Below are 23,105 nucleotides of genomic sequence, written 5' to 3'. Positions count from 1 at the left end.
AACGGGCGACTAACCATATTTTATTTACGGTTGCAGCACTTCCAGCGTTGCCGAGTAGCTGACGCGGCGGATAGGTTTGGCGATGGTGCCAACTGCTTGCGGCGCGGCATTGGCAGCACCACCTTCCATGCGAGCGCCGCCATTGCTGGCGCTCATCCAGTACATGCCTGCAGTCGGCCACTTGACGCTGAACTTGCCGTCTTTGTCGGTCTTGAGCTTGATCTCGCCGAGTTGATCGCGGTAACGGATGCCGCCGGGTATCAGTGTGACTTCAATATCAGCTGCTGGTTTGCCATCGAGCATGAAACGAAAATTGCTGGTGTCGCCGGCGAACAGATCGTTCGGATGCGTGATCGGCACCAGTTCCAGTCCGGCGCCAGTTGGTTTCAGGACGGTATCCGTCGGTTTGCCAGAGCTGACGAAAACTTCCATCCGGCTTTGCACGCGGCTGACGTTCACATCTTTTGCATCGGCTGGAATGTCCTTGGCGAAGCTTTCCGCCGTACCGCGCCAGCGTTTGTTTTCGTTGCCCAGTTTGTAGCTTGCGCTCAAGCCATCATTCACCATGGTCAGCTTGTAGGTTCCTTTTTGCGACAGCTTGACGTCGAAGGTGCTGCGATATTTACCGGTGCTTTTATTTTCTGCCTCGACGGTCTTGCCGTCCGGCGCGATGACGGCCAGATTGTCCAGGCGCAATGCATTGTGTTCAAAGTAGAACAGATCGTTGGAGATTGCCGCATCGACGGTGACCCATGGTTCATTACCCGACAATACCGTTGCGGATGGCAGCATCCATGCACGGTGCGCATGTGCGGCCATAGGCAAAGCGACGGAGAGGGAAACAGCCAGCGCAGCAACGCGCCACATGGAAGCTTTTTTCATTTCAGTGTCCTTGAGTTTTATGGTTTTAATGTGAGGGTAACGGCGCCGAGTTCGTGTTCGCCTTTACCTTGTGCGGTTTGTGCTGATTTTGGCGGCCATTGAAATGGCACGCGGATCAATTCGCGGCCGCCGACTTCGCGCGCCGCTTCCACGACCAAAGCGTATTCGCCGGCCGGTAATTTATCGAGGCCGGATTTCGCCGCATTGATATTCAACTGTTGTTCACCTGGCGCGCGCGTGGCGCCGCTCAAGCCATCGATCGGCATCTGCAAATCGCGACCGCTTTTGCGCCACCACTGACGCATGTCCTTGAGCCATTTTGTGCCTTCGTTATCTTTCATTTTCAGGTCGTACCAGACGGCCAGATTGCGTACAAAAGTCTGGTCTGCACCTTCGATCCAGAAGGCGACGTAAGGCTTGTGATATTCGGCAACGGTCAGGCGCGGGATTTCAACTTTCACATTCATATCGGCTGCAAAGCTCGGAGTTGTTAGCGCTGCGCCCAGCATGAAGGAATAACGGATCTGCATAAGAAAGACCTTTGATGAATCAGTGAATAAATAAAATAGCCAGCAAGAATGGAATCAGTACGCCGAGGCCGACAATGGGCCAGGTACTGGGACGGTTGGTCGCATGCATCTTCAGGATGAATAAACCGGTAAGCGAAAAAACCAGGCAGGCTGCGGCAAAGATATCGATGAACCAGCTCCATGCATCACCTGTATTGCGGCCCTTGTGCAAATCATTCAGATAGGAAATCCAGCCGCGATTGGTCGACTCTGATTCAACTGCGCCGCTGGCTCTATCGATGCGTACCCACGCATCGCCACCGGGTCTTGGCAATGCGACATACACTTCTTCCGGCGACCATTCCACATCGCGGTCGCTCACATCCAGCGACATGCTGTCTTTCATCCAGCGCTGCAATTCCTGCGGCAGTGGCGCTTTATCCTTGCGGCTTTCTTCCGCGTCCATCTTTGCCAGTTGCATTTGCAAGGCGACGGGTAATTGCGCTTCTTGCGTAGCGAGCTGCGGCTTGGCCTCGATCTGCGAAGAATGATTGAGCGTGATGCCAGTAACGCTGAACAGCAACATGCCGAGCAGACACAGCGCCGAACTGATCCAGTGCCATTGATGCAAGGTTTTCAACCAGTAAGCACGTTGAGGGCTTTTTGCGCGTGCTTCCATTAAGGGTTTGTTTTCATGTTGTTTGATCAGGCCGCCATATTGTAAATGGCAATTATTCTCATTTAGATTTTCGTCGATTCAGTAATCAATTGCAAGGTTTTTCGTGTAAAGAAGTTTGAAGCGGCGACCGCTGCAGGGTGAGTGCCGGTGCAGGTGAGGAGAGAAAAGCAGCGGAAAAATACGTTGTTATAGGGGCGTCCACGCTGATTTTCAAGATCTTGAAAACTGACTTTCGGACACTAATATTTGTCCTGACGGATGCTCAACCGAGATCTGTTACTCACCTTATCGCTTGAACTTTAAAAGGATATTCATCATGCGTACCTATGACTTTTCACCGCTGTACCGCTCCGCCATCGGCTTTGATCGCCTGGCTCAATTGTTTGACGATGCGCAACGCGCCGACACGCAACCAAGCTATCCGCCATACAACATAGAACTGGTCAGTGAAGATAAATACCGTATCACCATGGCTGTCGCCGGCTTTGACCGTTCCGAGATCGAGATCGAAACAGAACGCGACACGCTAAAAATAACCGGCCGCAAGCCGCGCGAAGAAGCGCCGCGCAATTTCTTGCATCGCGGCATTGCCTCGCGCAACTTTGAACACAGCTTCCAGTTAGCCGACCACGTGCGCGTTGTCGGAGCGAAGCTGGATAACGGCCTGTTGAATATCGAGCTGGCGAGAGAGATTCCGGAGGTATTGAAGCCGCGAAAAATTGCGATTGATGCAGCCGGAGACAATGTGCAGGCATTGGAGCGTAAAGCGGCCTGACGGCAGCAAACAAAACCGCGGACCGGATTTGTCCGCGGTTTTTACTGCCAGAAATAAATTGGATCTATCAATTCGGCGAAAAATCCTCAGTCATTCCAGACATAAAAAAACGGGCCTGACAGCCCGTTTTTTTATGGTTCATCATGACGAATAAATTATTTGCCTTGCCCTGCCAGGCACGCAATTAATTCTTTATCGGAAAGCAGTGCATTGACCGCTGTTGAAAGTGCCTGATTAATGTACTCAGTATTCGCTTCCTGACTTTGGACAACCTGCACGCTTTCAACGAATTCACCATGGTGCAGTTTTTCATAAGGGCGAAGGCCGTCGCGCAAGCAAATTCCTTTGAGAGCGGCATCTACACGCAGCGTGCCGGCCCAGAAGCCAACGATGACGGTGTAATCCAGGTTGCGAATTTCAACGCGCAGCTCATTCTTCATGCCGTTTCGATCGGTAGTTGGCTTGAAGTTCATGCGCGACAAACCTTCGCTGATGGCTTTCTGAACGGATACGACGATGTCGCCGTTGATCGTAATATCGGCACCGATATTGCGCGCACCGACGGTGCCAAGAGTTTTCTTTGCACGCTCATCTACAACATTCAGAGGAAGCTCTTTACCCTTGCCAATTTCTGAAGGAGCGACTTCTACCTTGGGAGTCAAGGTAATGCCCTGAGGAGTAAATGCACAGCCGGTTAAAGCAAGACACAGTGCACACAGCACGACAACGCGATTCATAAAGCCCCTGTTTTTATCGTTTTAAAAGTGAATGAAATTCCCTGATGGTGCCAGCGGTAGAAGTTTTACTGGTTTTCTTTGTGACTTCTCCGAGTCCGCCAAATTGACAGAATGGCAATGCTAACAATGGCGTGTACGAAAAGCAATTAATTAATTTTGGAAAACTTTCTTCGACCGTTCTGATCGTGCGTCTATAAATTCAATTCGCATTTCGATCGTCGTCGCCTTAGCGGCCCGGTGGCGTTTCGACGGAGTGGGTGCTGCAGAGATGTTGCATGTCCGTACATCCATGCAAATACCAATTGCACTCGTCATGCATCGACCTATATTTAAGGCTATGTCACCCCACCATTTTTTTGGAGGATCATGCGATGAGTACGACCTTAGAAAAAAAATCCTCGGATAAGCCGGATGAAGTTCGCTTGTTCAAGGAAGGCAAAGGCAAGGTAGCAGTCTTTACACTCGGCAACCATACAATGGGCCGTGGCGAATTTGAACCGGGTTGGCGCTGGAGTCTGCATGTGAAACCGATAGCAGGAACAGATTCTTGCCAAGCCGCGCATACAGGCCTCATTCTGGAAGGCCGGATGGTCGTCAAGATGAATGATGGGTTTGAGATGGAGTATGGACCGGGCGATGTTTTTTATATGCCGCCCGGACATGATGCCTGGGTAGTCGGCAATCAACGTTGTGTATTGTTCGATGTAACAGGCGTCGCAAAATACGCCAAACCTCAATAAGACGGCTCTTTGGGGGCGGGAGTAAGGAAGCGTTATTACATCAACGGGATAAAAAGTAGGCACCGCGAAGGTGCCTACCTTTAGGCATGCTTGGTCCATAACCAGGCTCGAACTAAACGCAATCCCAACTTTGATCGTCGCCACAAAATATCCTCATCACAAGCAGCCCATTTATACCGTTGTAAATAATCTATTTCTGCAGCAAACAATCTCGACGCAACTTGTTCTCTTATGCCGTCAATGCTTGAGCAATCTTGCGGTAACACCTTGATCGGTGTCCATACGCCGCGTGCCGGATTTTTCTATGCAGGGAGCGCAGGCAGAGAGAATTTTGATTGCAAAGAAGAAACAAATCCTTACAATGAGGCCCACTCAGCGTTAAGAAAATAGAACAGTCTTTCACCATGTCCACACTCAAAAAAGAAGCGCCGAATGCAGACCCGGCAGATTTTGATGCGATGAATTTGCAAGCGGGCACCAAGCTGCAGTTTGTAACGTATCGCAGTCTTGCCAAGGCGCAATACATTTCAACACTGATAGGTTGGGATGTGGGTGAATACATGCTGGTCAGGCTGCCACGGGAAAACGGTACGGCACTGAATTTTTTTGACGGTGAAAAAGTGTCGGTACGGGTGTTTTCCGGTACGGCGATCTGCACCTTCGATACCAGCGTCGTCAAGGTGATTCATCATCCTCTCTATTGCCTGTGCCTGACTTTTCCGGTCTCGATGCAGATGAAGCGCTTGCGGCGAGAAATGCGTATCAAGGTCGCCCTCGAAGCAACGGTCGTCAGTGCCGCTACTCCGGTTGAATCGCATCAGGTAGCGCTCGACAATCTGAGTGCGACCGGTGCGCTGATCAGCACGACAGTACCGATAGGCGAGGTCGATGAGGTGGTGACCGTGTCGTTTACCTTGCCGTCTTATGATGGCGAGGAAGCTGCGCTGATCAAAATGAAAGCGAAGATCAGAAACATGGTGGAAGAGTTGAACGCAGATCAACGGTCTTATATGGTGGGCACCGAATTCGTGGAGATGGATACCACGGATCAATTGATGGTCCGCAATTATGTCTACGGAGCCGTGCTGGAAACGCGACAGAGCATAGTCTGAGGGCATCGCTTTGCGTGTGAGGGAGGAGGCATGAGTCAAGACCTATGTGCGCTGGCGGCGTAATGGGTGGCTTGATTACATGCATCTCCTTTCATCTTCACATGGCGTCATCCATCCAGGCCTGTAGTTCGTGTTCCGCCATCCCGGTGGAATGCAGGCCGCATTTTGTACGCCGCCACAGAATATCCTCCGCACATGTAGCCCATTCATGTTGCTGCAAATATTCAACTTCGGCCGCGAATAATCCCGGCGTAATTTCTTTCCCCATCGCAGCCAAATCAGATCGATCCGCCAGCAATAACGCCATGCGTGTTCCATACGCCCGCGCGTAACGTTCAAGCAGCGCCGGCGGCAACCATGGATATTGCTGCCGTATTTCGCGTACAAAGCGGTCGAATTCAAGCACCGCGCGATTGTTCGGTTTGGCTCCGAAAATATCGCCGCCCGGCAAACAGGCTGCCGCCGTCCATGCGCGGCGATGATTACCCAGCGCCGGTGCAATCAGATCGACCGCTTCTTCAGCCAGTTTGCGAAAGGTGGTGATCTTGCCGCCGAAGACGGTGAGCAGCGGTGCGGCATCGGTATCGAATGCGAGTTTGTAATCGCGTGTGACTTCGGAGGCGCTTTCGCTATCGTCTTCTTTTTCATCTTCGACCAGCGGGCGCACGCCGGAGTAGGACCACAGCACATCGGCGGGTGTAATCGGCCGGGCAAAATAGTGATTGACCAGTGTGCACAGGTAGTCGATTTCTGCCGCATCGATAGTGACCTTGTCGGTGTCGCCGTGGTAGTCGATATCGGTGGTGCCGATCAGCGTGTAGTCGTGTTCGTAGGGAATGGCGAACACGATGCGGCCGTCGGGATGCTGGAAGATGTAGGCGCAGGGATGATCGAACAGTTTTTTGACGACGATGTGGCTGCCCTTGATCAGGCGCAGTTTTTTGCCGGCACGTCCGTGCACGGTGTCGTGCAGGAATTCCGCCGCCCACGGACCGGTGGCATTGATCAGCAGTCTGGCATTTACTTCGACGGTTGCGTTGTTGGCAGTGCGTAACGTCGCATTCCAGCAATCTCCGGTGCGCTGGACGGCGATGCAGGCTGTGCGCGTGAGGATGGTGGCGCCGTTTTCTCTGGCGGCGATCGCATTCAGCACGACCAGGCGGGCATCGTCGACCCAGCCGTCGGAATATGCAAAACCCCTGACAAAGATATCCTTCAATGGCGTGCCGGCGGCATGCTTGCGCAAGTCTATTCCCTGCGAGCCGGGCAGCAGCTCACGCCTGGCCAGATGGTCGTAGATGAACATGCCGGCGCGTATCATCCATGCCGGTCGCTGACCCTTGTCGTGCGGCATGACGAAACGCAGGGGGCGGATGATGTGCGGCGCAGAGCGCAGCAGGATTTCGCGCTCGATCAGCGCCTTGCGCACGAGGCCAAAATCGTATTGCTCCAGATAGCGCAGGCCGCCGTGGATCAGCTTGGTGGAAGCGGAGGAGGTATGCGAGGCGAGGTCGTCCTTTTCGCACAGCACGACGGACAGGCCGCGCCCGGCGGCGTCGCGCGCAATGCCGGCGCCGTTGATGCCGCCGCCTACGATGAGGATGTCGCACTGAAGTTGCTGATGCATTGCTGATCTGCCTTGAAATACAGTTGATAACTATTGTAAGCGCGGAGTATGCGGACGGCATGTCTGCAGACAGCAGATAAAAATACGCCGGATGCGCAGGTATTTTCAGGCGTGCCCGCAGTACACTGAATCCTCTGCTTCCTTCATGCACATCATCTATGAGTTTTCTTTTCGACACCGGATTCTGGGAACTGGCCAGCTATGTTGTGACGGCGCTGGCCTTGCCGTTCGCGATCTTCCTGTTTCTATTCGAACAGCGCAAGGAGCGCGATGCCGAGGATGAAGAGGCGTATCAGCTGCTGCAGGATGCGTACAACGACTTCCTGAAAATCGTGCTCGACAATCCCGATCTGCAATTGCGCAGTGCGCTTGCGCGCAGTGACTTGAATGAAGAGCAGAAGGAGCGGGCGCTGATTATTTTCGAGATGCTGATTGCCCTGTTCGAACGCGCGTACATCGTGTCGTATGTAGCGGATATGCGCGGTGTGGCCTTGCGGCGCTGGCATTCCTGGGACGATTACATGCGTGAATGGTGCCGCCGCGAGGATTTTTATTATCTGCTGCCGCAACTGCTGCGGGGCGAAGATGAAGATTTCGCCAGCTATATTCGCGCCATCGCCGAAGAGGAGCGTGCAGACAAGCTGTTCAATATCGGCCATCGCGCATAAGCGGGAGTCGGCGCGATTTGATGACAGAGTGGCATGGAAGGTCCGGTAGCCTCCTCTTTGGGCGATAATAGCGGCTCATTTCAATGCCGTGAATCAATACCGAGATATTAGCCTGATGCCTACACCATTTGCCCCGCTCAAGAACGACACCTTTCTACGCGCATTGCTGCGCCAGCCGACCGACTACACGCCGATGTGGATGATGCGCCAGGCTGGCCGCTATTTGCCTGAATATCGCGCCACGCGCGCGCGCGCCGGCTCTTTCCTCGGCTTGGCTAAAACCCCCGATTACGCGACTGAAGTAACGCTGCAACCGCTGGATCGCTACGATCTGGATGCGGCAATTCTGTTCTCCGACATTCTGACGGTACCGGATGCAATGGGTTTGGGCTTGTACTTCATCGATGGCGAAGGACCGAAGTTCGAGCGTCCATTGCGCGATGAAAAAGCGGTGCAGGCGCTGAAGGTGCCAGAACTGGATTCGCTGCAATACGTGTTCGACGCGGTGACACAGATCCGCACCGAACTGAAAGGCCGCGTACCCCTGATCGGTTTTTCCGGCAGCCCATGGACACTGGCCTGCTATATGGTCGAAGGCGGCGGTTCGGACGATTTCCGTACCGTCAAGGCGATGCTGTACAACCGCCCCGACTTGATGCACCACATCCTGCAAACCAATGCGATCACAGTCGCGTCTTACCTGAACGCACAAATCGATGCCGGCGCACAAGCCGTCATGATGTTCGATACCTGGGGCGGGGCATTGGCCGACGGTATTTATCAACAATTCTCGCTGCATTACATGCGCGAAGTCATGAAGCACGTGAAGACGGAAAAAGACGGCGTGCGGATTCCCAGTATCGTGTTTACCAAGGGCGGCGGTTTGTGGTTGAACGAAATTGCGGATGTCGGTGCCGATGCGGTGGGTCTGGACTGGACCGTGAATCTGGGGGCTGCGCGTGCCCAGGTTGGCGATCGCGTTGCGCTGCAAGGCAATCTCGACCCGAGCATCCTGTTTGCGCAACCGGAGCAGATACGCACCGAAGTTGAAAAAGTCCTGACGTCGTTTGGCAAGCACACGCCGGGTTCCGGGCATGTCTTCAACCTCGGTCACGGTATTTCACAGTTCACGCCGCCAGAAGCGGTCTCGGTGCTGGTTGATGCGGTGCACGAACTCAGCCGGCCCCTGCACGAATAAGGGCCGGTCTTGCAAGTGTGTGCGCTCATCAGGCGCAGGTGCGCGGAATCGGATGAAAAACGGTCGGTTTTAGCGCAGCGTGATGCATCTTATGCACAGAAGAAGCTATCACTGAGCGGCTTATCATTTTATCGCGCACTTAACGTTTCTTAACAATGTGAGATTTATAAGTCTTTGATTTTAATGGGGAAATATTTTGCTTTTTGTTTTGGCATTTTATTGAAACCCGCATGAAATCTAGGCTTGCCTGCCAATCGGAAGGCTTATCCACAAAGTTATCCACATAATTTGTGGATAGTAAAAAAAGAGCTTAAGAAACGTGGGGTTAGCGCATTTGTTGATACTTCACATTAGCTTTGCGCATACTACTTCGTTCACCAGGTTTCTTGCCCTGCATAAATAGAATGCTGTAAGTAAGTGCACGAGAGCAATGTCTTGTCTGCCGTCTTGCCATCATGAAGCGCGCTAGCTTATTCACAAAATGGTATGCGAGGCTAACAAGAATAATTGCCATCCCTGTTTTGCCTTTCATCAACAATGTCATCTTAAGTATTTGATTCTTAATATTTTATTTTTTACTGTGCAAGTTTGCTGTTACCGGCACCTCACTTATGCGTCCGCAAGGCTGCGGCGAAGGCTGGTTTATCCACAAAGTTATCCACAGGCATTGTGGATAGCTGGAAAAAGCTTTATGAAACCGGGGTTTAGCAAACTTTCTTCTGCGCAGGCTCAAGTTCTTGTGCAGTTGCAATAAAATTAGCGTTTTAGCGTTGTCATTTTGAAAAAGCTATTTGCGCCAAGTCCTTGCACGACCAGGCACAAAAATGGCGCGTATTGACAGTCTCTGGGTAATCGGCAAAAACTTATGCACAAAAATCGGCTTGTGCGCAGCAACATCATTTATTTATAGTTTTTATTAATCGTCAAATTCATGTATTTGTAAGCTGTTGATTTAAAACGATTAAATTTGTGCTTTGGTTTTAGGCAATCTATTGGAACCCGCATAAATACTGGCCTCTCCGGCTGTCAAGGGGCTGTTATCCACAAAGTTATCCACAGTCGCTGTGGATAGGTAAAAAAGCGCTTATGAAACGGGTAGTTAGCTCACTTCCTCAGGTATTACATTAACTCTGTGGAAAATTGCATCCTTAAAGTCGCACTCGACACGCCGCTTGATTTCTGCTTCGACTATGTTTGGACGATCGAGGAGGGCACGGTGCGGCCATTGGCCGGCCAGTTGGTGCTGGTGCCTTTCGGTCGGCGCGAGGTGGTCGGCCTGATCGTGGCCGTGCATGAAACGAGCGAGGTGCCGCTGGACAAGTTGAAGCAGGCGATTGCCGTGCGCACGCAATTAACACCGCTGTCCGCCGAATGGATTGCACTGTGCACCTTTGCTGCCGACTATTATCAGCGTCCCTTGGGCGAAGTGGCGATTCCCGGCTTGCCCAAAAATCTGCGCGCGCTCAAAACCACGTCGCTGGACAAGGCAATCAAGAAGCTGGGCAAGGCAGATGCGGTGCACGACGCTACACCGATCGCCATGCCGCAGCTGAATCCGGCGCAGCAGGAAGCGGCCGATGCGATCGCCGGCGCCAGCGGTTTTGCTCCCACCCTGTTGTACGGTGTGACAGGCAGCGGCAAGACGGAAGTTTATTTGCAGGCTGCGGCGCAAATTCTTGCGCACAGCACCGATGAACACAATCCCGCGCAAATCCTGATCATGGTGCCGGAGATCAATCTGACGCCGCAGCTGGAAGCCAATGTGCGGGCGCGCTTTCCCGATGTTGCGATTGCCACTTTGCACAGCGGTCTGGCCGAAGGCGAACGGATGATGCACTGGCTGGCTGCGCATCTGGGGCAGGCACGCATCATTCTCGGTACGCGTCTGGCGATCCTGTCTTCGCTGCCGCACCTGAAACTGATCATCGTCGATGAAGAACACGATCCCTCTTACAAGCAGCAGGAGGGTTTGCGCTATTCGGCGCGCGATCTGGCGGTGTGGCGTGCGCATCAACTGAATATCCCGATCGTGCTCGGCTCTGCCACGCCATCGCTGGAAACCTGGCATCACGCGCAATCCGGCCGCTATCGCAAACTGGAGTTGCGCGAACGTGCGGTCAAGGATGCGGTGCTGCCGAAAGTCGGCCTGATCGATCTGGAGCGCAAGGCGCCGCGCGAGCAAATGACCGAAGGCGTCAGCGGGACCCTGATCGCGGCATTGAAGCTGCGGATGGAGCGCGGCGAGCAATCGCTGCTGTTTCTGAACCGGCGCGGTTATGCGCCCGTGATTGCCTGCGACTCTTGCGGCTGGGTCAGCAACTGCACACGCTGCAGCGCCTTCCTCGTGTTGCACAAGCTGGATAAACGTCTGCGCTGCCATCATTGCGGCTACGAGCAGCGGATACCGAGATCTTGTCCGGACTGCGGCAACGTAGATATCCAACCGCTGGGACGCGGCACGCAGCGCGTGGAAGAAAACCTGCAGATGATTTTTCCGGAGGCGCGCATCTTGCGCATCGATGCCGATTCTACGCGGCGCAAGGGAAGTGCGCAGGCGGCCTTCGACACCGTACACCGCGGCGAAGTCGATATCCTGATCGGCACGCAAATGGTGGCCAAGGGGCATGACTTCCAGAATCTGACGCTGGTCGGCGTGATGAATCCGGACACCGCCTTGTTCTCGCATGATTACCGGGCCAGCGAGCGGCTGTTTGCGCAATTGATGCAGGTTGCGGGGCGCGCCGGACGTGTGGCACAGAAGGAGGGCGGCAGTGCGAGCGAAGTATTGATACAGACGCGTTATCCGCAACACCCGCTGTATGCGGCAGTTCGGACGCACGATTACGATACCTTTGCCAGCGAGTTGCTGGAAGAACGGCAGCAGGCGTGTTTTCCGCCTTTCATGTATCAAGCCTTGTTGCGTGCCGAAGCAAAGGAGCTCAAGATTGCGCTGGATTTCCTGCATCAGGCCATCGATTGCGTGGAGCATGGCGGCATCACGATGAACGATCCGATACCGATGACGATGACGCGCGTCGCCAATGTGGATCGTGCGCAGTTGCTGGTTGAGTGCGCATCGCGGCCGGCCCTGCAAGCATTCCTGAAAGTCTGGATCGCGACTTTGCGCGACATGAAATCGCGCGTACGCTGGTCGCTGGAAGTCGATCCGGTCGATATCTGAAACATTGAAACTAGTCTCACCATCATTTACCTGAATCATGACGATCAAACTGAATCCGGAAACCGAAGAACGCCTGATTGCTTCCATTCAGCGCTACTGCACCGCCAACATGGATGAAAGCATAGGTGAGCTGAAAGCCAGATTGCTGCTGGATTTTTGCGTGAAAGAACTGGGCCCGAGCATTTACAATCAGGCGATTGCCGATGCCCAGTCTGTACTGCAGGAGAAAGTCGCCGAACTGGATGTCAATTGTTACGAAGCGGAATTCGGGTACTGGAATAAAAAATGAAAACTCGCCATTTCATCACGTGTGCCTTGCTTGCTGCCAGTGGGTCTGCCATGGCGCAAGAGCAGGCCGAGTCGCTGAAGGATTGCGACAAAACGCAGTCGGCGATGAATATGTGCGCGCGCCATCGCTACGATCTTGCCGATCAGGCATTGAACCGGCAATACACGCAAAACATGAAGACTTTGCAGGAAGCTGCCGGCAAGCAGCGCTTGCGCGACGCACAAGGTGCGTGGCTGGTTTTTCGCGACAAGGATTGTCTGGTAGAAACCGGGCCACGAGAGGAATCGGGTTCGATCTGGCCCTTGCAGCATTTTTCCTGTTTGGAAAGACATACCGTGCGCCGCACCAAAGACTTGAAATCGCAGGCTTGCGGGATGGAAGGTTGCGCAAAACAATGACTACGCTCAATTGGCAGTGGCTTGCCCTGCACGAACTCGATAGCGCCGCATTGTATGCGGTGCTGGCGGCGCGACAGCAGGTGTTCGTACTGGAACAGCAATGCCTGTACGCCGACATCGACGGCGAGGATCAGCGTGCGTATCACCTGCTGGGCTGGAGCAATGATGGCGGTCCGCGTCAATTGCTGGCCTACCTGCGCTGCTTTGCGCCTGGCGTCACATATCCGGAAACGGTACTCGGTCGCGTGCTTACCGTGCAATCCGCGCGCGGTAAGGGTTTGGGCCGGGAGTTGATGACCGAAGGCATACGGCGTGCCGAGCAGCACTTTCCCGGCAACGCGATGCGCATTTCAGCGCAGTGGCATCTGGAACGCTTTTACGGCGAATTCGGCTTTGCCAAGGCTTCGGATAGCTACCTGGAAGACGGGATTCCGCACATAGAAATGCTGCGGAAGTAATTCGCTCAGACATCATTCGTGTACGAATGAGTTGACATCAATGCATGCTGCGGCTACACTGGTTGCTCGTTAATCAAGCAACCGGGATATCAAAAACAGGAAAATGTGAGCTTGTTGTGATGCGGCGCGACAGAATGAAAAGATGTCGCTAAACTCGCGGTCATGAATGACATCACCAAACTTGTTGCCGTAAATGATTCGATTCGCATTTTGCAAAGCGTTCGTCGCATTGCGCAATGCGTAGAGCACCATTCAAAGCGTTTAGCAGTCACACACAACATCACATCGCCACAACTTGTGGCACTTCTTGCAATCGCCGAAATGGGGCCCAGCACGCTCAAATCCATCGGGCGCGCGATTCAGCTCAGTCCAAGCACTGTGGTCGGCATTGTCGACCGGCTGGAAGAAAAAGGTCTGGTAAAGCGTGAGCGCGATACGCGTGACAGGCGCAATGTCTTTGTCGCAGTGACAGTGGCAGGCCAACTGGTTCTTGCCAATGCGCCGTCGGCATTGCCTAACGGCTTCGGTAGCGCACTCGGTGCGTTGTCGGAAACCGATCGCCAGACTCTGGTCATTACGCTGGAACAATTCGCCTCTTTGCTGGAAGCAAAAATACCTGCCGAACCTGCGTAGAACTAGAACGTTAATCGTTCCTGCGCAAACCTGATTCCCTTTTTATCGATGAGTGACACTGCGGCCTATATGGCTGCAGGGATCGCTTTTTCGCAAAAAGGAGAAAGCATGAACGTAAGAGCATCTGCACACCTTGCGTCCGCGGCCGTCGATCACATCGTGCTGCGTTTGCCGGACCGCCGTGACGGTGCCGATCTGCATGACCTGATCGCGCGCTGTCAACCTTTGGACCTCAACTCGCGCTACGCCTATCTGCTGTTGTGCGAACACCATGCAAACACTTGTGTGGTGGCGGAATTCAATGGCGAGCTGGTGGGCGCCATCACGGCCTACATTCCACCGTCGAAACCCGACACCTTATTCATCTGGCAGGTTGCGGTTACACCGAACATGCAAGGCCAGCGTCTGGGTTCGCGCATGCTCGACAGTCTGGCCGAGCGTTGTGTACATACCCACGGTTTCAACAATATAGAAACCACGATCAGCCCGAGCAATGTCGGCTCGCAACAATTATTTGACAGTTATGCCCGGCGCCATCACGTCGACATCAAGAGCGGACCGCATTTCACCACCGCAGATTTTGGCGATGGTCGGCACGAAGAAGAATGGCTGTATCAAATCGGTCCTCGCTTGCGCGCTGTTTGATCGCGTGTACCCGGACCATTCCATCAATCATCCATCAGGAGAAGCATGATGCGTATTTTCAATCGACTTGAATCAGAAGTGCGCGGTTATATCCGCTCGTTCCCAACCATTTTTTCCAAAGCCCAGAACGCGGTGCTGACCGACGAAGGCGGCAACACGTATATCGATTTTCTGGCTGGCGCCGGCACCTTGAATTACGGCCACAACAACCCGGTAATGAAGCAGGCCGTCATTGAGTATCTGGCAGAAGACGGCATTGTGCACGGGCTGGATATGGCAACCAGTGCAAAGAAAGCGTTTTTGCAAACGTTTGAAAGTCATGTGCTGAAGCCGCGCAGCATGCAATACAAGCTGCAGTTCACCGGCCCAACCGGCACCAATGCGGTGGAAGCGGCGATCAAACTTGCGCGTAATGTGACCGGTCGCCAGATGGTGATTTCATTTACCAACGGTTTCCACGGCGTGTCTCTGGGTTCGCTGGCGCTGACCGGCAATCGCAAATTCCGCGATGCCGCGGGCGTTTCTCTGACGGATGTACACAGAGCGCCGTATTCCGGTTACTTCGGGATGAATATCGACACCATGGCCATGCTCGACAAGCTGATTGTCGATCCCAGTAGCGGCGTCGATCTGCCGGCGGCCATCATCGTTGAGTGCGTGCAAGGCGAGGGCGGTTTGAATGTCGCCGGAATGAACTGGCTGAAGAAACTGGAGCAGCTCTGCAAGCGCCATGAAATCCTGCTGATTGTCGATGACATTCAAGCCGGCTGCGGCCGCACCGGTACCTTCTTCAGCTTCGAGCCGGCTGGTATCAAGCCCGACATCATTACCTTGTCCAAATCATTGTCCGGTTTCGGCCTGCCTATGGCATTGCTGTTGATGAAGCCGGAGCTGGATGTATGGAAGCCGGGGCAGCATAACGGCACTTTCCGTGGCAACAACATGGCTTTCGTTACCGCCACGGCAGCGCTGGAACACTACTGGCGCGATAACAAATTCCAGGCAGCGATTCAAAAGAAAGCACTGACGATAGAAATTTTTCTCGACAAGCTGGTTGCCAGTTATCCGGACGCCAAACTCACACGTCGCGGGCGCGGCATGATGCAAGGCATTGCCTGCGCTGCCCCGGCACTGGCTGATCGCATTAGCTCGATCGCCTTTCAGAACGGCTTGATCATCGAGACATCCGGTGGCGAGGATGAAGTCGTCAAGCTGTTGATGCCGCTGACGATTGAGCAGGAAACCCTGCTGGCGGGCCTGGACATTCTGGAGCACGCGGTGGCAGAAGCCGTGAGCTCAAACTGTGAAGCGGAAAAAACGAAATCCAATGTTGAATCGGACAAAGAGGTAACAGTATGATCGTACGCACACTGAAAGAAATTCTCGATACACCGCGCGATGTCAAGGCGCAGAACTGGTGCAGCCGCCGTCTTCTGCTGGAGGAAGACGGCATGGGTTTCTCCATGCATCACACGGTGATTTACGCCGGGACGCAAACCCGCATCTGGTATCAGCATCATCTGGAAGGTGTGTACTGCATCGAAGGTGTCGGTTCGGTTGAACTGATTCCTTCCGGCGAAACCTTTCGCATCGAGCCTGGCACTTTGTATGCGCTCAACAAGAACGATGAACACTGGTTGCGTGCAGAGACCGATCTGCACTTGATTTGTACGTTCAATCCGCCGCTGGTGGGCAATGAGACGCATGATGAAAACGGTGTTTATGCACCTGCTGCAAAAGTCGAAAAAGCAGGCGCTACCAGGCAAGTCAATACCAACGCAGTCGAAGCTTAGGAGATGATCATGCTTTCCCAGGACGCTTACCCCACACGCACGCAGAACAGCGCCGCCATCCTCGCCCGTCATGATCCTGTCGTGTATGCGCATGAAGTTCAGAGCAAACGAAATGCGCGTTTGACGGCGCCGCAACGCGACGCATATCAGCAGAACGGTTTCTTGTTGATGCCGGAATTGTTCAATCGGGAAGAAGTCGCTTATCTGTTCGATGAGATGCAAACCATGCGCGAAGAATTTACGCATGCAGGGCGCAAGGAAGTGATCGCCGAGCCGGGCAGCGGCGAAGTGCGTTCGATTTTCAATGTGCATAGACTGAATGACATTTTCGCCAATCTGGTGCGTGACCCGCGCGTGCTGAATGTGGCGCGTGAAATCCTTGGCAGCGAGGTCTATATTCATCAATCGCGCATCAACTACAAACCGGGGTTTAGTGGCAAGGAGTTTTACTGGCACTCCGATTTTGAAACCTGGCATAGCGAAGACGGCATGCCGGGAATGCGCGCATTGAGCTGTTCTATCCTGCTGACGGATAACAGCGATTGCAACGGGCCGCTGATGCTGATTCCCGGCTCGCATCATCACTATGTTTCGTGCTTGGGCGAGACGCCGGATGAAAACTACAAGACTTCATTGAAGAAACAGGATGTCGGTGTGCCGGACCAGATTCTGTTGCGCTATCTGGCCGATATGGGTGGCATCAAGTCGTGCGCAGGCAAGGCCGGTTCGGTGGTTTTCTTCGACTGCAATACGATGCACGGTTCCAACGGCAACATCACGCCTTATCCGCGCAGCAATGTGTTCTTTGTCTATAACAGCATCGCCAATCAACTGGAAGCGCCGAAAGGCGGTTTGACACCACGGCCGGAATTCGTCGCCGCGCGGGAAGATATTGCCGCCCTTGCGCCGCAAGCGCTGGCACTAGTCTGATTTTCGTAGAGTGGAATGTCTGCATCGTCAGCGGCTTGGGCGCTGAGCCGCCCACAGCCCGCTGCAATGCAGCAATCGTCACTCCCCTTGAGCGAGTTTGACGATGGATGCCTGACTATCGACAAGCTTGTTGCTGACAAGCTACACAAGCGGTGACAGATGCTGATCAAGGTCAATTTCGGCAAAAAAAATAGCGCGAACTGTTCCCTTTTTCACAAATGCTGTGGCTATACTAATTCCGGAAGCAGTTTTGGCTTTCAATACTATGGCTGTACTAAAAAACTAATAAATACCAAAACAAATATAGAGGAGCACACTATGAAACAGATACACAGCGCTTTGGCACTGGTGGTTTTTTCCGCAGTTCTGGCCGGTTGCGCAACGACGGAAGCGCAAGCTCCGAAAGCTGCCGCACCTGCAGCGACTGCACCAGCAGCGGCTGCGGACGCAGCATTGACCAAGGCAGTTACTGCTGCTCTGGGTAAAGAAGCGCAACTGAGCGGTGCAAAAATCACTGTCGCAGCTACCACCGATGGTGCAGTGACCTTGTCCGGCTCCGCCAAGAACGAGTGGCAGCAATATCTGGCAGGCGACATCGCCAAGAAAACTGCTGGCGTCAAATCCGTCAAGAATTCAATCAAGGTTGATTAATTTTTACGCATGAAAAACAAAACGCCGGGCATGCCCGGCGTTTTTTATTGTGCATGGCGCATGCTCAAACCGGCAGTTCCAGTCGTCCTTCTTCCGCCAGTTGCCGAATGATGCGTATCGTGTCGATATCGGCCTCCTGATAGGCTGAGCGACGGAACTCGTCATAGAAGGCATCCATATCGTCGTCGGTTTTGCCGCTGTCGTACGCAAAGCGGACAAACAGTGCGCCCGGTTGCGGCTCTTCTATGGTTACCAGCAGGCTCGAAGCCGGGATGTCGCCCTGGGCCGGTACTTCATAATGTACGGTTTCCTGCGGCGTAAAGGTGACGCGATCATGGATCAGCAGCGCGTTGTAGCGTAAAGTGCGCGGCAGTACGGCGCCATCGCGTTCCCCCAAATCGCACTCATCCAGCCATGGCACGAAGAGCTTGGGTGCTTCCGCGCGCAGCACCAGTCCGCGCCATAGTTGAGCGCGCGTCAGCGTATCGATCAGGGGATTGAGGGGATCGTTGATTTCAATCAGATGCTGGAATTGCATGGCGTACGATTTCTTGAGTGAAGGATGGATGGGGCGGCGGATCATGCAGAGCATCCAGGCGTTCGGATGCAGCGGTCATTGTACTGCGCAGATGGCGCGACCGGATGCGACCGGCTCACATTCTGCATGATATGAGCGGTTTGCCGCGTTCAATTATGTTTTAATGCCTCATCCTCTTTCCTGCTTGCGTCTGCACGGCGCATCAAACATTGCCAATGAAACGTACTTTTACCGTTATCGGATTGGGCGCCTTCGGTTCTACCGTTGCGCGCGAACTGGCCCGGCTGGGCAACGATGTGCTTGGCATCGACCTCGATCCGGCGCACGTCAATGCGATTGCCGACGACATCACGCAGGCCGTGGTGGCCGATGCGCGCGATGAAGATACGCTGCGCGACCTCGGCGTACACGATTGCGATGCGGTGGTCGTGGCGATCGGGGAAGACCTGGAAGCCAATATCCTGGTGACGCTGACCGTCAAGAACATGCCGAAACCGGAAGTGTGGGCCAAGGCGCTGAATCACAATCATCATCGTATTTTGCACAAGCTGGGCGCCGATCACATCGTGCATCCGGAACATGAAATGGGTTTGCGGCTGGCGCACGCGATGATGTATCCGGAAGTGGTTGATTACATCAGCATGGGCCACGATCTGTTTACAGTGGAAGTACGGGCCTCGGAGAAACTGGTCGGCCTAAGCGTCGCTGCGCTGCAACTGGGCGAGCGTGGCGTGCATCTGCTGCTGATCAAGCATCAGCGTGAACTCCTGACTTCACCGCCGGGCGACTATATCTTCCGCCCCGGCGATCAACTGGTGATGGCGGGGACGCTCGACAATCTGCGCGGTATTTCGGCCTTGTTATGAGGCGCGGGTATCAACCGCCGTTACTGTACCGGCAAGTCAAACGGCAGGTCAGGCGGCGCGTACTGCATCTGACGCCGCCGCAGGCATTGATCCTGTCCTTCATCGGCCTATCGTTGCTGGGCGCAGTGTTGCTGAAATTACCGATGGCGAGCCATGCGCACACGACGTGGATGCAAGCCTTGTTCACGGCCGTCTCGGCTTCCACCATCACCGGCCTGTCGGTGCTCGATGTCGGCAGTCATTTCACGCTGTTCGGACAGTGGATAGTGCTGGGCCTGATACAGCTGGGCGGCATCGGTTTGCTGACTTTCGGTGTGCTCATCATTCATTTGACCAGCGGCCGCCTGACCTTGCGCAACCGTGCAGCGATGCAGGATGCCTTCAATCAAAGCGGCAGTATCGACCTGCAGCATCTGCTGCGTGTGCTGTTCGGCTTTATCGTACTGACGGAATTGCTGGGCACCTTGCTGCTGGCCACGCAGTGGGTGCCGGAAATGGGCTGGGGAAAAGGCCTGTTCTACAGTTTTTTTCATGCCGTGTCGGCGTTCAACAACGCCGGATTTGGCCTGGCATCGCATAGTCTGTCGGCTTATGTAGACAACCCGCTGATCAATCTAGTCATTCCATTTTTATTCATTTCCGGCGGTATCGGTTTTGCGGTGATTGCCGATCTGCGCGCCAAAAAACGCTTCCGCGAGCTGACTCTGAATACCCGGCTGATGCTGATCGGCACTGTCACCATCAATCTGATCGCCATGCTGGTATTGCTGCTGCTGGAATACGGCAATCCCGATACGCTGGGAGCCTTGCATGGCTGGGGCGCGAAATTATGGGCCAGCTGGTTCCAGGCGGTGGCACCGCGTTCATCCGGTTTCACCACCATGGATACAGCGGCCTTGCGACCCGTCAGCGCATTTTTCATCATGATGCTGATGTTCATCGGTGCCGGCAGCGGCTCTACCGGCGGCGGCATCAAGCTGACCACCTTCATTATCCTGCTGGTGGCGACGCGGGCCTTCCTGCGTCAGCAAAAGACGCCGGTTGTATTAGGCCGCAGCATAGAAGCGAGCATGATCGTGCGTGCACTGGCAATCACATTCATTGCGGTGCTGTGCGTCGTCGCCGGTACGTTTATCCTGATGCTGACGGAAGACGGTCTTTTTATCGATCTGGCATTTGAAGTCATTTCGGCGGTGTCGACCACCGGTCTGTCGCGCGGCGTCACGCCGGGGCTGTCAATCGCCGGCCAGTGCACGATGATGGTGCTGATGCTGATAGGTCGGGTCGGGCCGCTGACGCTGGCATTCATGCTGGCCAATCCGCGCGGCCGTGCGATCGACTATCCGACAGGGCGCGTCAATATCGGTTGAGTTGCCGGTACGGCAATCATCGCTGTTCAAATGACAAGGCCTGCCGGAATGACGCCGGCGGCGCGCCCTGCGCTGATACAATGGAGCGCTTTCTGTTCCCGCTTTTCTTCTGATGTCCTCGTCTCCCCATTCATCCTCGCACGGTCTCAACGCGCCGCAGCGCGAAGCCATCAAGTACATGGACGGCCCCTGTCTGGTGCTGGCCGGCGCCGGCTCGGGCAAGACGCGCGTCATCACGCAAAAGATTGCGCATCTGATAGAGGATTGCGGCTACGAGGCCAGGCATGTTGCCGCGCTGACTTTTACCAACAAGGCGGCGCTGGAGATGCAGGAACGTATCGCCAAACTGCTGAAGGAACCGAAGCAGGCCAAGCAGCTGACGGTCAGCACCTTCCATTCGCTGGGCGTGAAAATCCTGCGTCAGGAAGCGAAGGAACTGGGGCTGAAAGATCGTTTCTCCATCATGGACAGCGACGACTGTTTTTCGCTGGTGCAGGATATGGCGATCACGACCGACAAACAGCTGGTGCGCCGCATCCAGACCGCGATCTCGTTGTGGAAAAATGGTCTGATCGATCCCGATACCGCGCTGAATCAGGCCAGGGATGAGGACGAGGCGCAAGCCGCGCGGATTTATCGCAGCTATGTCGCCACGCTGTCGGCGTATCAGGCGGTCGATTTCGACGATCTTATCCGGCTGCCGGTCGAACTGTTTCGCGGCAATGAAGCGGTGCGCGACAAATGGCAACGCAAGCTGCGTTACCTGCTGGTCGATGAATATCAGGATACCAATACCTGCCAGTACGAACTGGTCAAGCTGCTGGTCACCGGCATCGGCAAGAAGCCGATGTTCACCGCCGTGGGCGATGACGATCAGGCGATCTATGCCTGGCGCGGCGCGACGATAGAAAATCTGAAGCAGTTGCAGGTCGACTTCCCCGACCTGAAGGTCGTCAAGCTGGAGCAGAATTACCGTTCCAGCACGCGCATCCTGCAAGCGGCCAACTCGGTGATCGGCAACAATCCCAAGCTGTTTGAAAAATCCCTGTGGTCCGAACACGGCCTCGGCGATCCGGTCAAGGTGCTCGGCATGCAGGACGACGATCAGGAAGCCGAACAGATCGCGATCATGTTGTCGGCACATCGTTTCGAGCGTCGCGCGAAATTTTCCGATTACGCGATCCTGTATCGCGGCAATCATCAGTCGCGCGTGATCGAGCAGGCGCTGCGCAAGGAACGCATTCCGTACACGATCTCCGGCGGCCAGAGTTTTTTCGATCGCGCCGAAATCAAGGACATCATCAGCTATCTGCGTCTGGTTGCCAACCAGGACGACGATCCGGCATTCATCCGTGCCGTGACGACACCCAAGCGCGGCGTCGGCCAGTCGACGCTGGAAACGCTGGGCGCCTTTGCCGGGCAATGGCAATGCTCATTGTTTGAAGCCGTGTTCAAAGGCGGACTGGAATCGAAACTGGCCGAGCGGCAGCTGACACCCTTGCGCGAATTCGGCAACTTCATCAACCAGCTGGAAGCGCATGCGCACCGCGAAGGCCAGGCGGCATCGCTGCTGGAGGACATGATGAAGGAAATCAATTACGAAGCGTATCTGTACGATAACTTCGACGACAGGCAGGCGCAGGCGAAATGGCAGAACGTGATCGACTTCACGACCTGGCTGAAAGAAAAAGGCAGCGGCGGCAAGGATGGCAACGACCCTGAAAAGAGTTTGCTCGATCTGACGCAAATGGTGGCCCTGATGACCATGCTGGAAGGCAAGGATGAAGAGCCGGATGCGGTGCGCATGTCCACGCTGCATGCCTCCAAGGGCCTGGAATTTCCACACGTGTTTCTGGTCGGCGTGGAAGAAGGTATCCTGCCGCACAAGGGCGACCCTGATGCGCCTATCGAGACGCTGGGTGCACGCATAGAGGAAGAGCGCCGTCTGATGTACGTCGGCATCACGCGTGCGCAACGCTCGCTGCATGTCAGCTGGTGCAAGAAGCGCAAGCGTGCGCGCGAACACGTGCATTGCGATATCTCGCGCTTCATCAAGGAAATGAAACTCGACGAAGGCGATGCCGTGCCGACCGAAGATGAAATCATCACGCCGCAAAGCCGGCTGGCGAATCTGAAGGCGCTATTGCAAAAACCGAAAGTGGCGTGAATTTGTGCCGCATCAGTGAATGGAAAGAGAATCATGAATGAAGACCGTATCGTCGATATCGAAATCAAGCTGACGCGCCAGGAAGACCTGGTCGATACCCTGAACAAGATGGTGTACGAGCAGCAAAAGAAAATCAATGAGCTGGAAGCCTTGTGCATTGCTCTGGTCGGCCGTCTGAAAGAGGTTGCGAGCGGCGGCAACGAACAAGGTGCGGCGCATGAGCGGCCGCCACATTATTGATGCGTGCGTGTTGTCTCGC

At 54.5% G+C, this 23,105-nt stretch carries 25 protein-coding genes; 19 read left to right on the top strand and 6 right to left on the bottom strand.

The features are described 5' to 3' along the window. Positions 1 to 24: 24 nt before the first annotated feature. Genes ACIQW9_RS12030 through ACIQW9_RS12020 form a run of 3 tightly spaced genes read right to left on the bottom strand, consistent with a single transcriptional unit; the run spans position 25 to position 2,070 of the window. Complete coding sequence (locus tag ACIQW9_RS12030; RefSeq protein WP_402337039.1) at positions 25 to 882, bottom strand: DUF4198 domain-containing protein; 858 nt, start codon at positions 880 to 882, stop codon at positions 25 to 27. Positions 883 to 899: 17 nt separating this feature from the next. Next, positions 900 to 1,412, bottom strand: a complete 513-nt coding sequence (locus tag ACIQW9_RS12025) for a DUF2271 domain-containing protein (RefSeq protein ID WP_402337037.1) — start codon at positions 1,410 to 1,412, stop codon at positions 900 to 902. A gap of 19 nt (positions 1,413 to 1,431) precedes the next feature. After that, positions 1,432 to 2,070 carry a PepSY-associated TM helix domain-containing protein gene (locus tag ACIQW9_RS12020; protein ID WP_402337034.1) on the bottom strand — a complete coding sequence of 213 codons (639 nt, stop codon included), beginning with the start codon at positions 2,068 to 2,070 and terminating at the stop codon, positions 1,432 to 1,434. A gap of 316 nt (positions 2,071 to 2,386) precedes the next feature. Here ACIQW9_RS12020 and ACIQW9_RS12015 point away from each other — a divergent pair, with 316 nt between their 5' ends. Continuing rightward, positions 2,387 to 2,845: an Hsp20 family protein gene (locus ACIQW9_RS12015; RefSeq protein WP_402337032.1), complete on the top strand. Its 459-nt coding sequence runs from the start codon at positions 2,387 to 2,389 to the stop codon at positions 2,843 to 2,845. Between the two features lie 155 nt (positions 2,846 to 3,000). On the opposite strand, the gene ACIQW9_RS12010 is transcribed toward ACIQW9_RS12015, so the two are convergent. Next, a complete protein-coding gene (locus ACIQW9_RS12010) occupies positions 3,001 to 3,582 on the bottom strand; it encodes a YajG family lipoprotein (RefSeq protein WP_011872744.1) in 582 nt (193 codons plus the stop codon). A 371-nt stretch (positions 3,583 to 3,953) separates the two neighbouring features. Between ACIQW9_RS12010 and ACIQW9_RS12005 the strand changes: the two genes are divergently transcribed. Both ACIQW9_RS12005 and ACIQW9_RS12000 read left to right on the top strand, forming a co-directional pair. After that, positions 3,954 to 4,322 carry a cupin domain-containing protein gene (locus tag ACIQW9_RS12005; protein WP_402337029.1) on the top strand — a complete coding sequence of 123 codons (369 nt, stop codon included), beginning with the start codon at positions 3,954 to 3,956 and terminating at the stop codon, positions 4,320 to 4,322. A gap of 404 nt (positions 4,323 to 4,726) precedes the next feature. Further along, positions 4,727 to 5,434 (top strand): flagellar brake protein, encoded by a 708-nt coding sequence (locus ACIQW9_RS12000; protein WP_402337026.1) that lies wholly within the window; start codon positions 4,727 to 4,729, stop codon positions 5,432 to 5,434. Between the two features lie 97 nt (positions 5,435 to 5,531). On the opposite strand, the gene glpD is transcribed toward ACIQW9_RS12000, so the two are convergent. Then, entirely contained in the window at positions 5,532 to 7,061 is a 1,530-nt protein-coding gene (glpD, locus tag ACIQW9_RS11995; RefSeq protein ID WP_402337024.1) for a glycerol-3-phosphate dehydrogenase, read from the bottom strand. Between the two features lie 158 nt (positions 7,062 to 7,219). Between glpD and ACIQW9_RS11990 the strand changes: the two genes are divergently transcribed. The 12 genes from ACIQW9_RS11990 to ACIQW9_RS11935 all read left to right on the top strand — a co-directional run bounded on the left by ACIQW9_RS11990 (position 7,220) and on the right by ACIQW9_RS11935 (position 17,905). Further along, on the top strand, positions 7,220 to 7,729 hold the full coding sequence (locus ACIQW9_RS11990; RefSeq protein ID WP_402337021.1) for a hypothetical protein: 510 nt from the start codon (positions 7,220 to 7,222) through the stop codon (positions 7,727 to 7,729). A gap of 115 nt (positions 7,730 to 7,844) precedes the next feature. Then, on the top strand, positions 7,845 to 8,927 hold the full coding sequence (gene hemE, locus ACIQW9_RS11985; protein ID WP_402337020.1) for a uroporphyrinogen decarboxylase: 1,083 nt from the start codon (positions 7,845 to 7,847) through the stop codon (positions 8,925 to 8,927). Between the two features lie 1,132 nt (positions 8,928 to 10,059). Then, positions 10,060 to 12,108 (top strand): primosomal protein N', encoded by a 2,049-nt coding sequence (locus ACIQW9_RS11980; RefSeq protein ID WP_402337018.1) that lies wholly within the window; start codon positions 10,060 to 10,062, stop codon positions 12,106 to 12,108. Between the two features lie 37 nt (positions 12,109 to 12,145). Beyond that, the gene (locus tag ACIQW9_RS11975) at positions 12,146 to 12,397 is read left to right on the top strand and encodes a DUF2164 domain-containing protein (RefSeq protein WP_402337015.1); all 252 of its coding nucleotides are present in this window, start codon (positions 12,146 to 12,148) and stop codon (positions 12,395 to 12,397) included. Next, on the top strand, positions 12,394 to 12,795 hold the full coding sequence (locus ACIQW9_RS11970; RefSeq protein WP_402337013.1) for a lysozyme inhibitor LprI family protein: 402 nt from the start codon (positions 12,394 to 12,396) through the stop codon (positions 12,793 to 12,795). The genes ACIQW9_RS11975 and ACIQW9_RS11970 overlap by 4 nt, the downstream gene beginning before the upstream one ends. Further along, entirely contained in the window at positions 12,792 to 13,253 is a 462-nt protein-coding gene (locus ACIQW9_RS11965; RefSeq protein WP_402337010.1) for a GNAT family N-acetyltransferase, read from the top strand. The genes ACIQW9_RS11970 and ACIQW9_RS11965 overlap by 4 nt, the downstream gene beginning before the upstream one ends. A gap of 162 nt (positions 13,254 to 13,415) precedes the next feature. Beyond that, positions 13,416 to 13,886, top strand: a complete 471-nt coding sequence (locus ACIQW9_RS11960) for a MarR family winged helix-turn-helix transcriptional regulator (RefSeq protein ID WP_402337008.1) — start codon at positions 13,416 to 13,418, stop codon at positions 13,884 to 13,886. Positions 13,887 to 13,994: 108 nt separating this feature from the next. Beyond that, complete coding sequence (gene ectA, locus ACIQW9_RS11955; RefSeq protein ID WP_402337004.1) at positions 13,995 to 14,531, top strand: diaminobutyrate acetyltransferase; 537 nt, start codon at positions 13,995 to 13,997, stop codon at positions 14,529 to 14,531. A 48-nt stretch (positions 14,532 to 14,579) separates the two neighbouring features. Next, positions 14,580 to 15,890: a diaminobutyrate--2-oxoglutarate transaminase gene (gene ectB, locus ACIQW9_RS11950; RefSeq protein ID WP_402338027.1), complete on the top strand. Its 1,311-nt coding sequence runs from the start codon at positions 14,580 to 14,582 to the stop codon at positions 15,888 to 15,890. Further along, on the top strand, positions 15,887 to 16,324 hold the full coding sequence (locus tag ACIQW9_RS11945; protein WP_402337002.1) for an ectoine synthase: 438 nt from the start codon (positions 15,887 to 15,889) through the stop codon (positions 16,322 to 16,324). Before ectB ends, ACIQW9_RS11945 begins: the two co-directional genes overlap by 4 nt. Before the next feature lie 3 nt (positions 16,325 to 16,327). Then, positions 16,328 to 17,254, top strand: a complete 927-nt coding sequence (thpD, locus tag ACIQW9_RS11940) for an ectoine hydroxylase (protein WP_402336999.1) — start codon at positions 16,328 to 16,330, stop codon at positions 17,252 to 17,254. 318 nt (positions 17,255 to 17,572) lie between these two features. Continuing rightward, positions 17,573 to 17,905 (top strand): BON domain-containing protein, encoded by a 333-nt coding sequence (locus ACIQW9_RS11935; protein WP_402336996.1) that lies wholly within the window; start codon positions 17,573 to 17,575, stop codon positions 17,903 to 17,905. A gap of 64 nt (positions 17,906 to 17,969) precedes the next feature. On the opposite strand, the gene ACIQW9_RS11930 is transcribed toward ACIQW9_RS11935, so the two are convergent. Continuing rightward, positions 17,970 to 18,443, bottom strand: coding sequence for an SRPBCC family protein (locus ACIQW9_RS11930; RefSeq protein ID WP_402338024.1), 474 nt, complete (start codon positions 18,441 to 18,443; stop codon positions 17,970 to 17,972). Positions 18,444 to 18,658: 215 nt separating this feature from the next. Between ACIQW9_RS11930 and ACIQW9_RS11925 the strand changes: the two genes are divergently transcribed. From ACIQW9_RS11925 to ACIQW9_RS11910, 4 genes are all read left to right on the top strand, one after another. Next, complete coding sequence (locus tag ACIQW9_RS11925; protein WP_402336993.1) at positions 18,659 to 19,309, top strand: potassium channel family protein; 651 nt, start codon at positions 18,659 to 18,661, stop codon at positions 19,307 to 19,309. Continuing rightward, entirely contained in the window at positions 19,306 to 20,679 is a 1,374-nt protein-coding gene (locus ACIQW9_RS11920; RefSeq protein ID WP_402336990.1) for a TrkH family potassium uptake protein, read from the top strand. Before ACIQW9_RS11925 ends, ACIQW9_RS11920 begins: the two co-directional genes overlap by 4 nt. 112 nt (positions 20,680 to 20,791) lie before the next feature. Next, the gene (locus ACIQW9_RS11915; protein ID WP_402336988.1) at positions 20,792 to 22,846 is read left to right on the top strand and encodes a UvrD-helicase domain-containing protein; all 2,055 of its coding nucleotides are present in this window, start codon (positions 20,792 to 20,794) and stop codon (positions 22,844 to 22,846) included. 33 nt (positions 22,847 to 22,879) lie between these two features. Continuing rightward, the gene (locus ACIQW9_RS11910; RefSeq protein ID WP_402336986.1) at positions 22,880 to 23,086 is read left to right on the top strand and encodes a SlyX family protein; all 207 of its coding nucleotides are present in this window, start codon (positions 22,880 to 22,882) and stop codon (positions 23,084 to 23,086) included. Positions 23,087 to 23,105 lie beyond the last annotated feature (19 nt).

Source organism: Herminiimonas sp. NPDC097707 (assembly GCF_044761395.1).
Lineage (GTDB): Bacteria > Pseudomonadota > Gammaproteobacteria > Burkholderiales > Burkholderiaceae_D > Oxalicibacterium.
The sequence above is the reverse complement of the archived record's forward strand: the minus strand, read 5'-3'. Positions and strand labels throughout refer to the sequence as shown.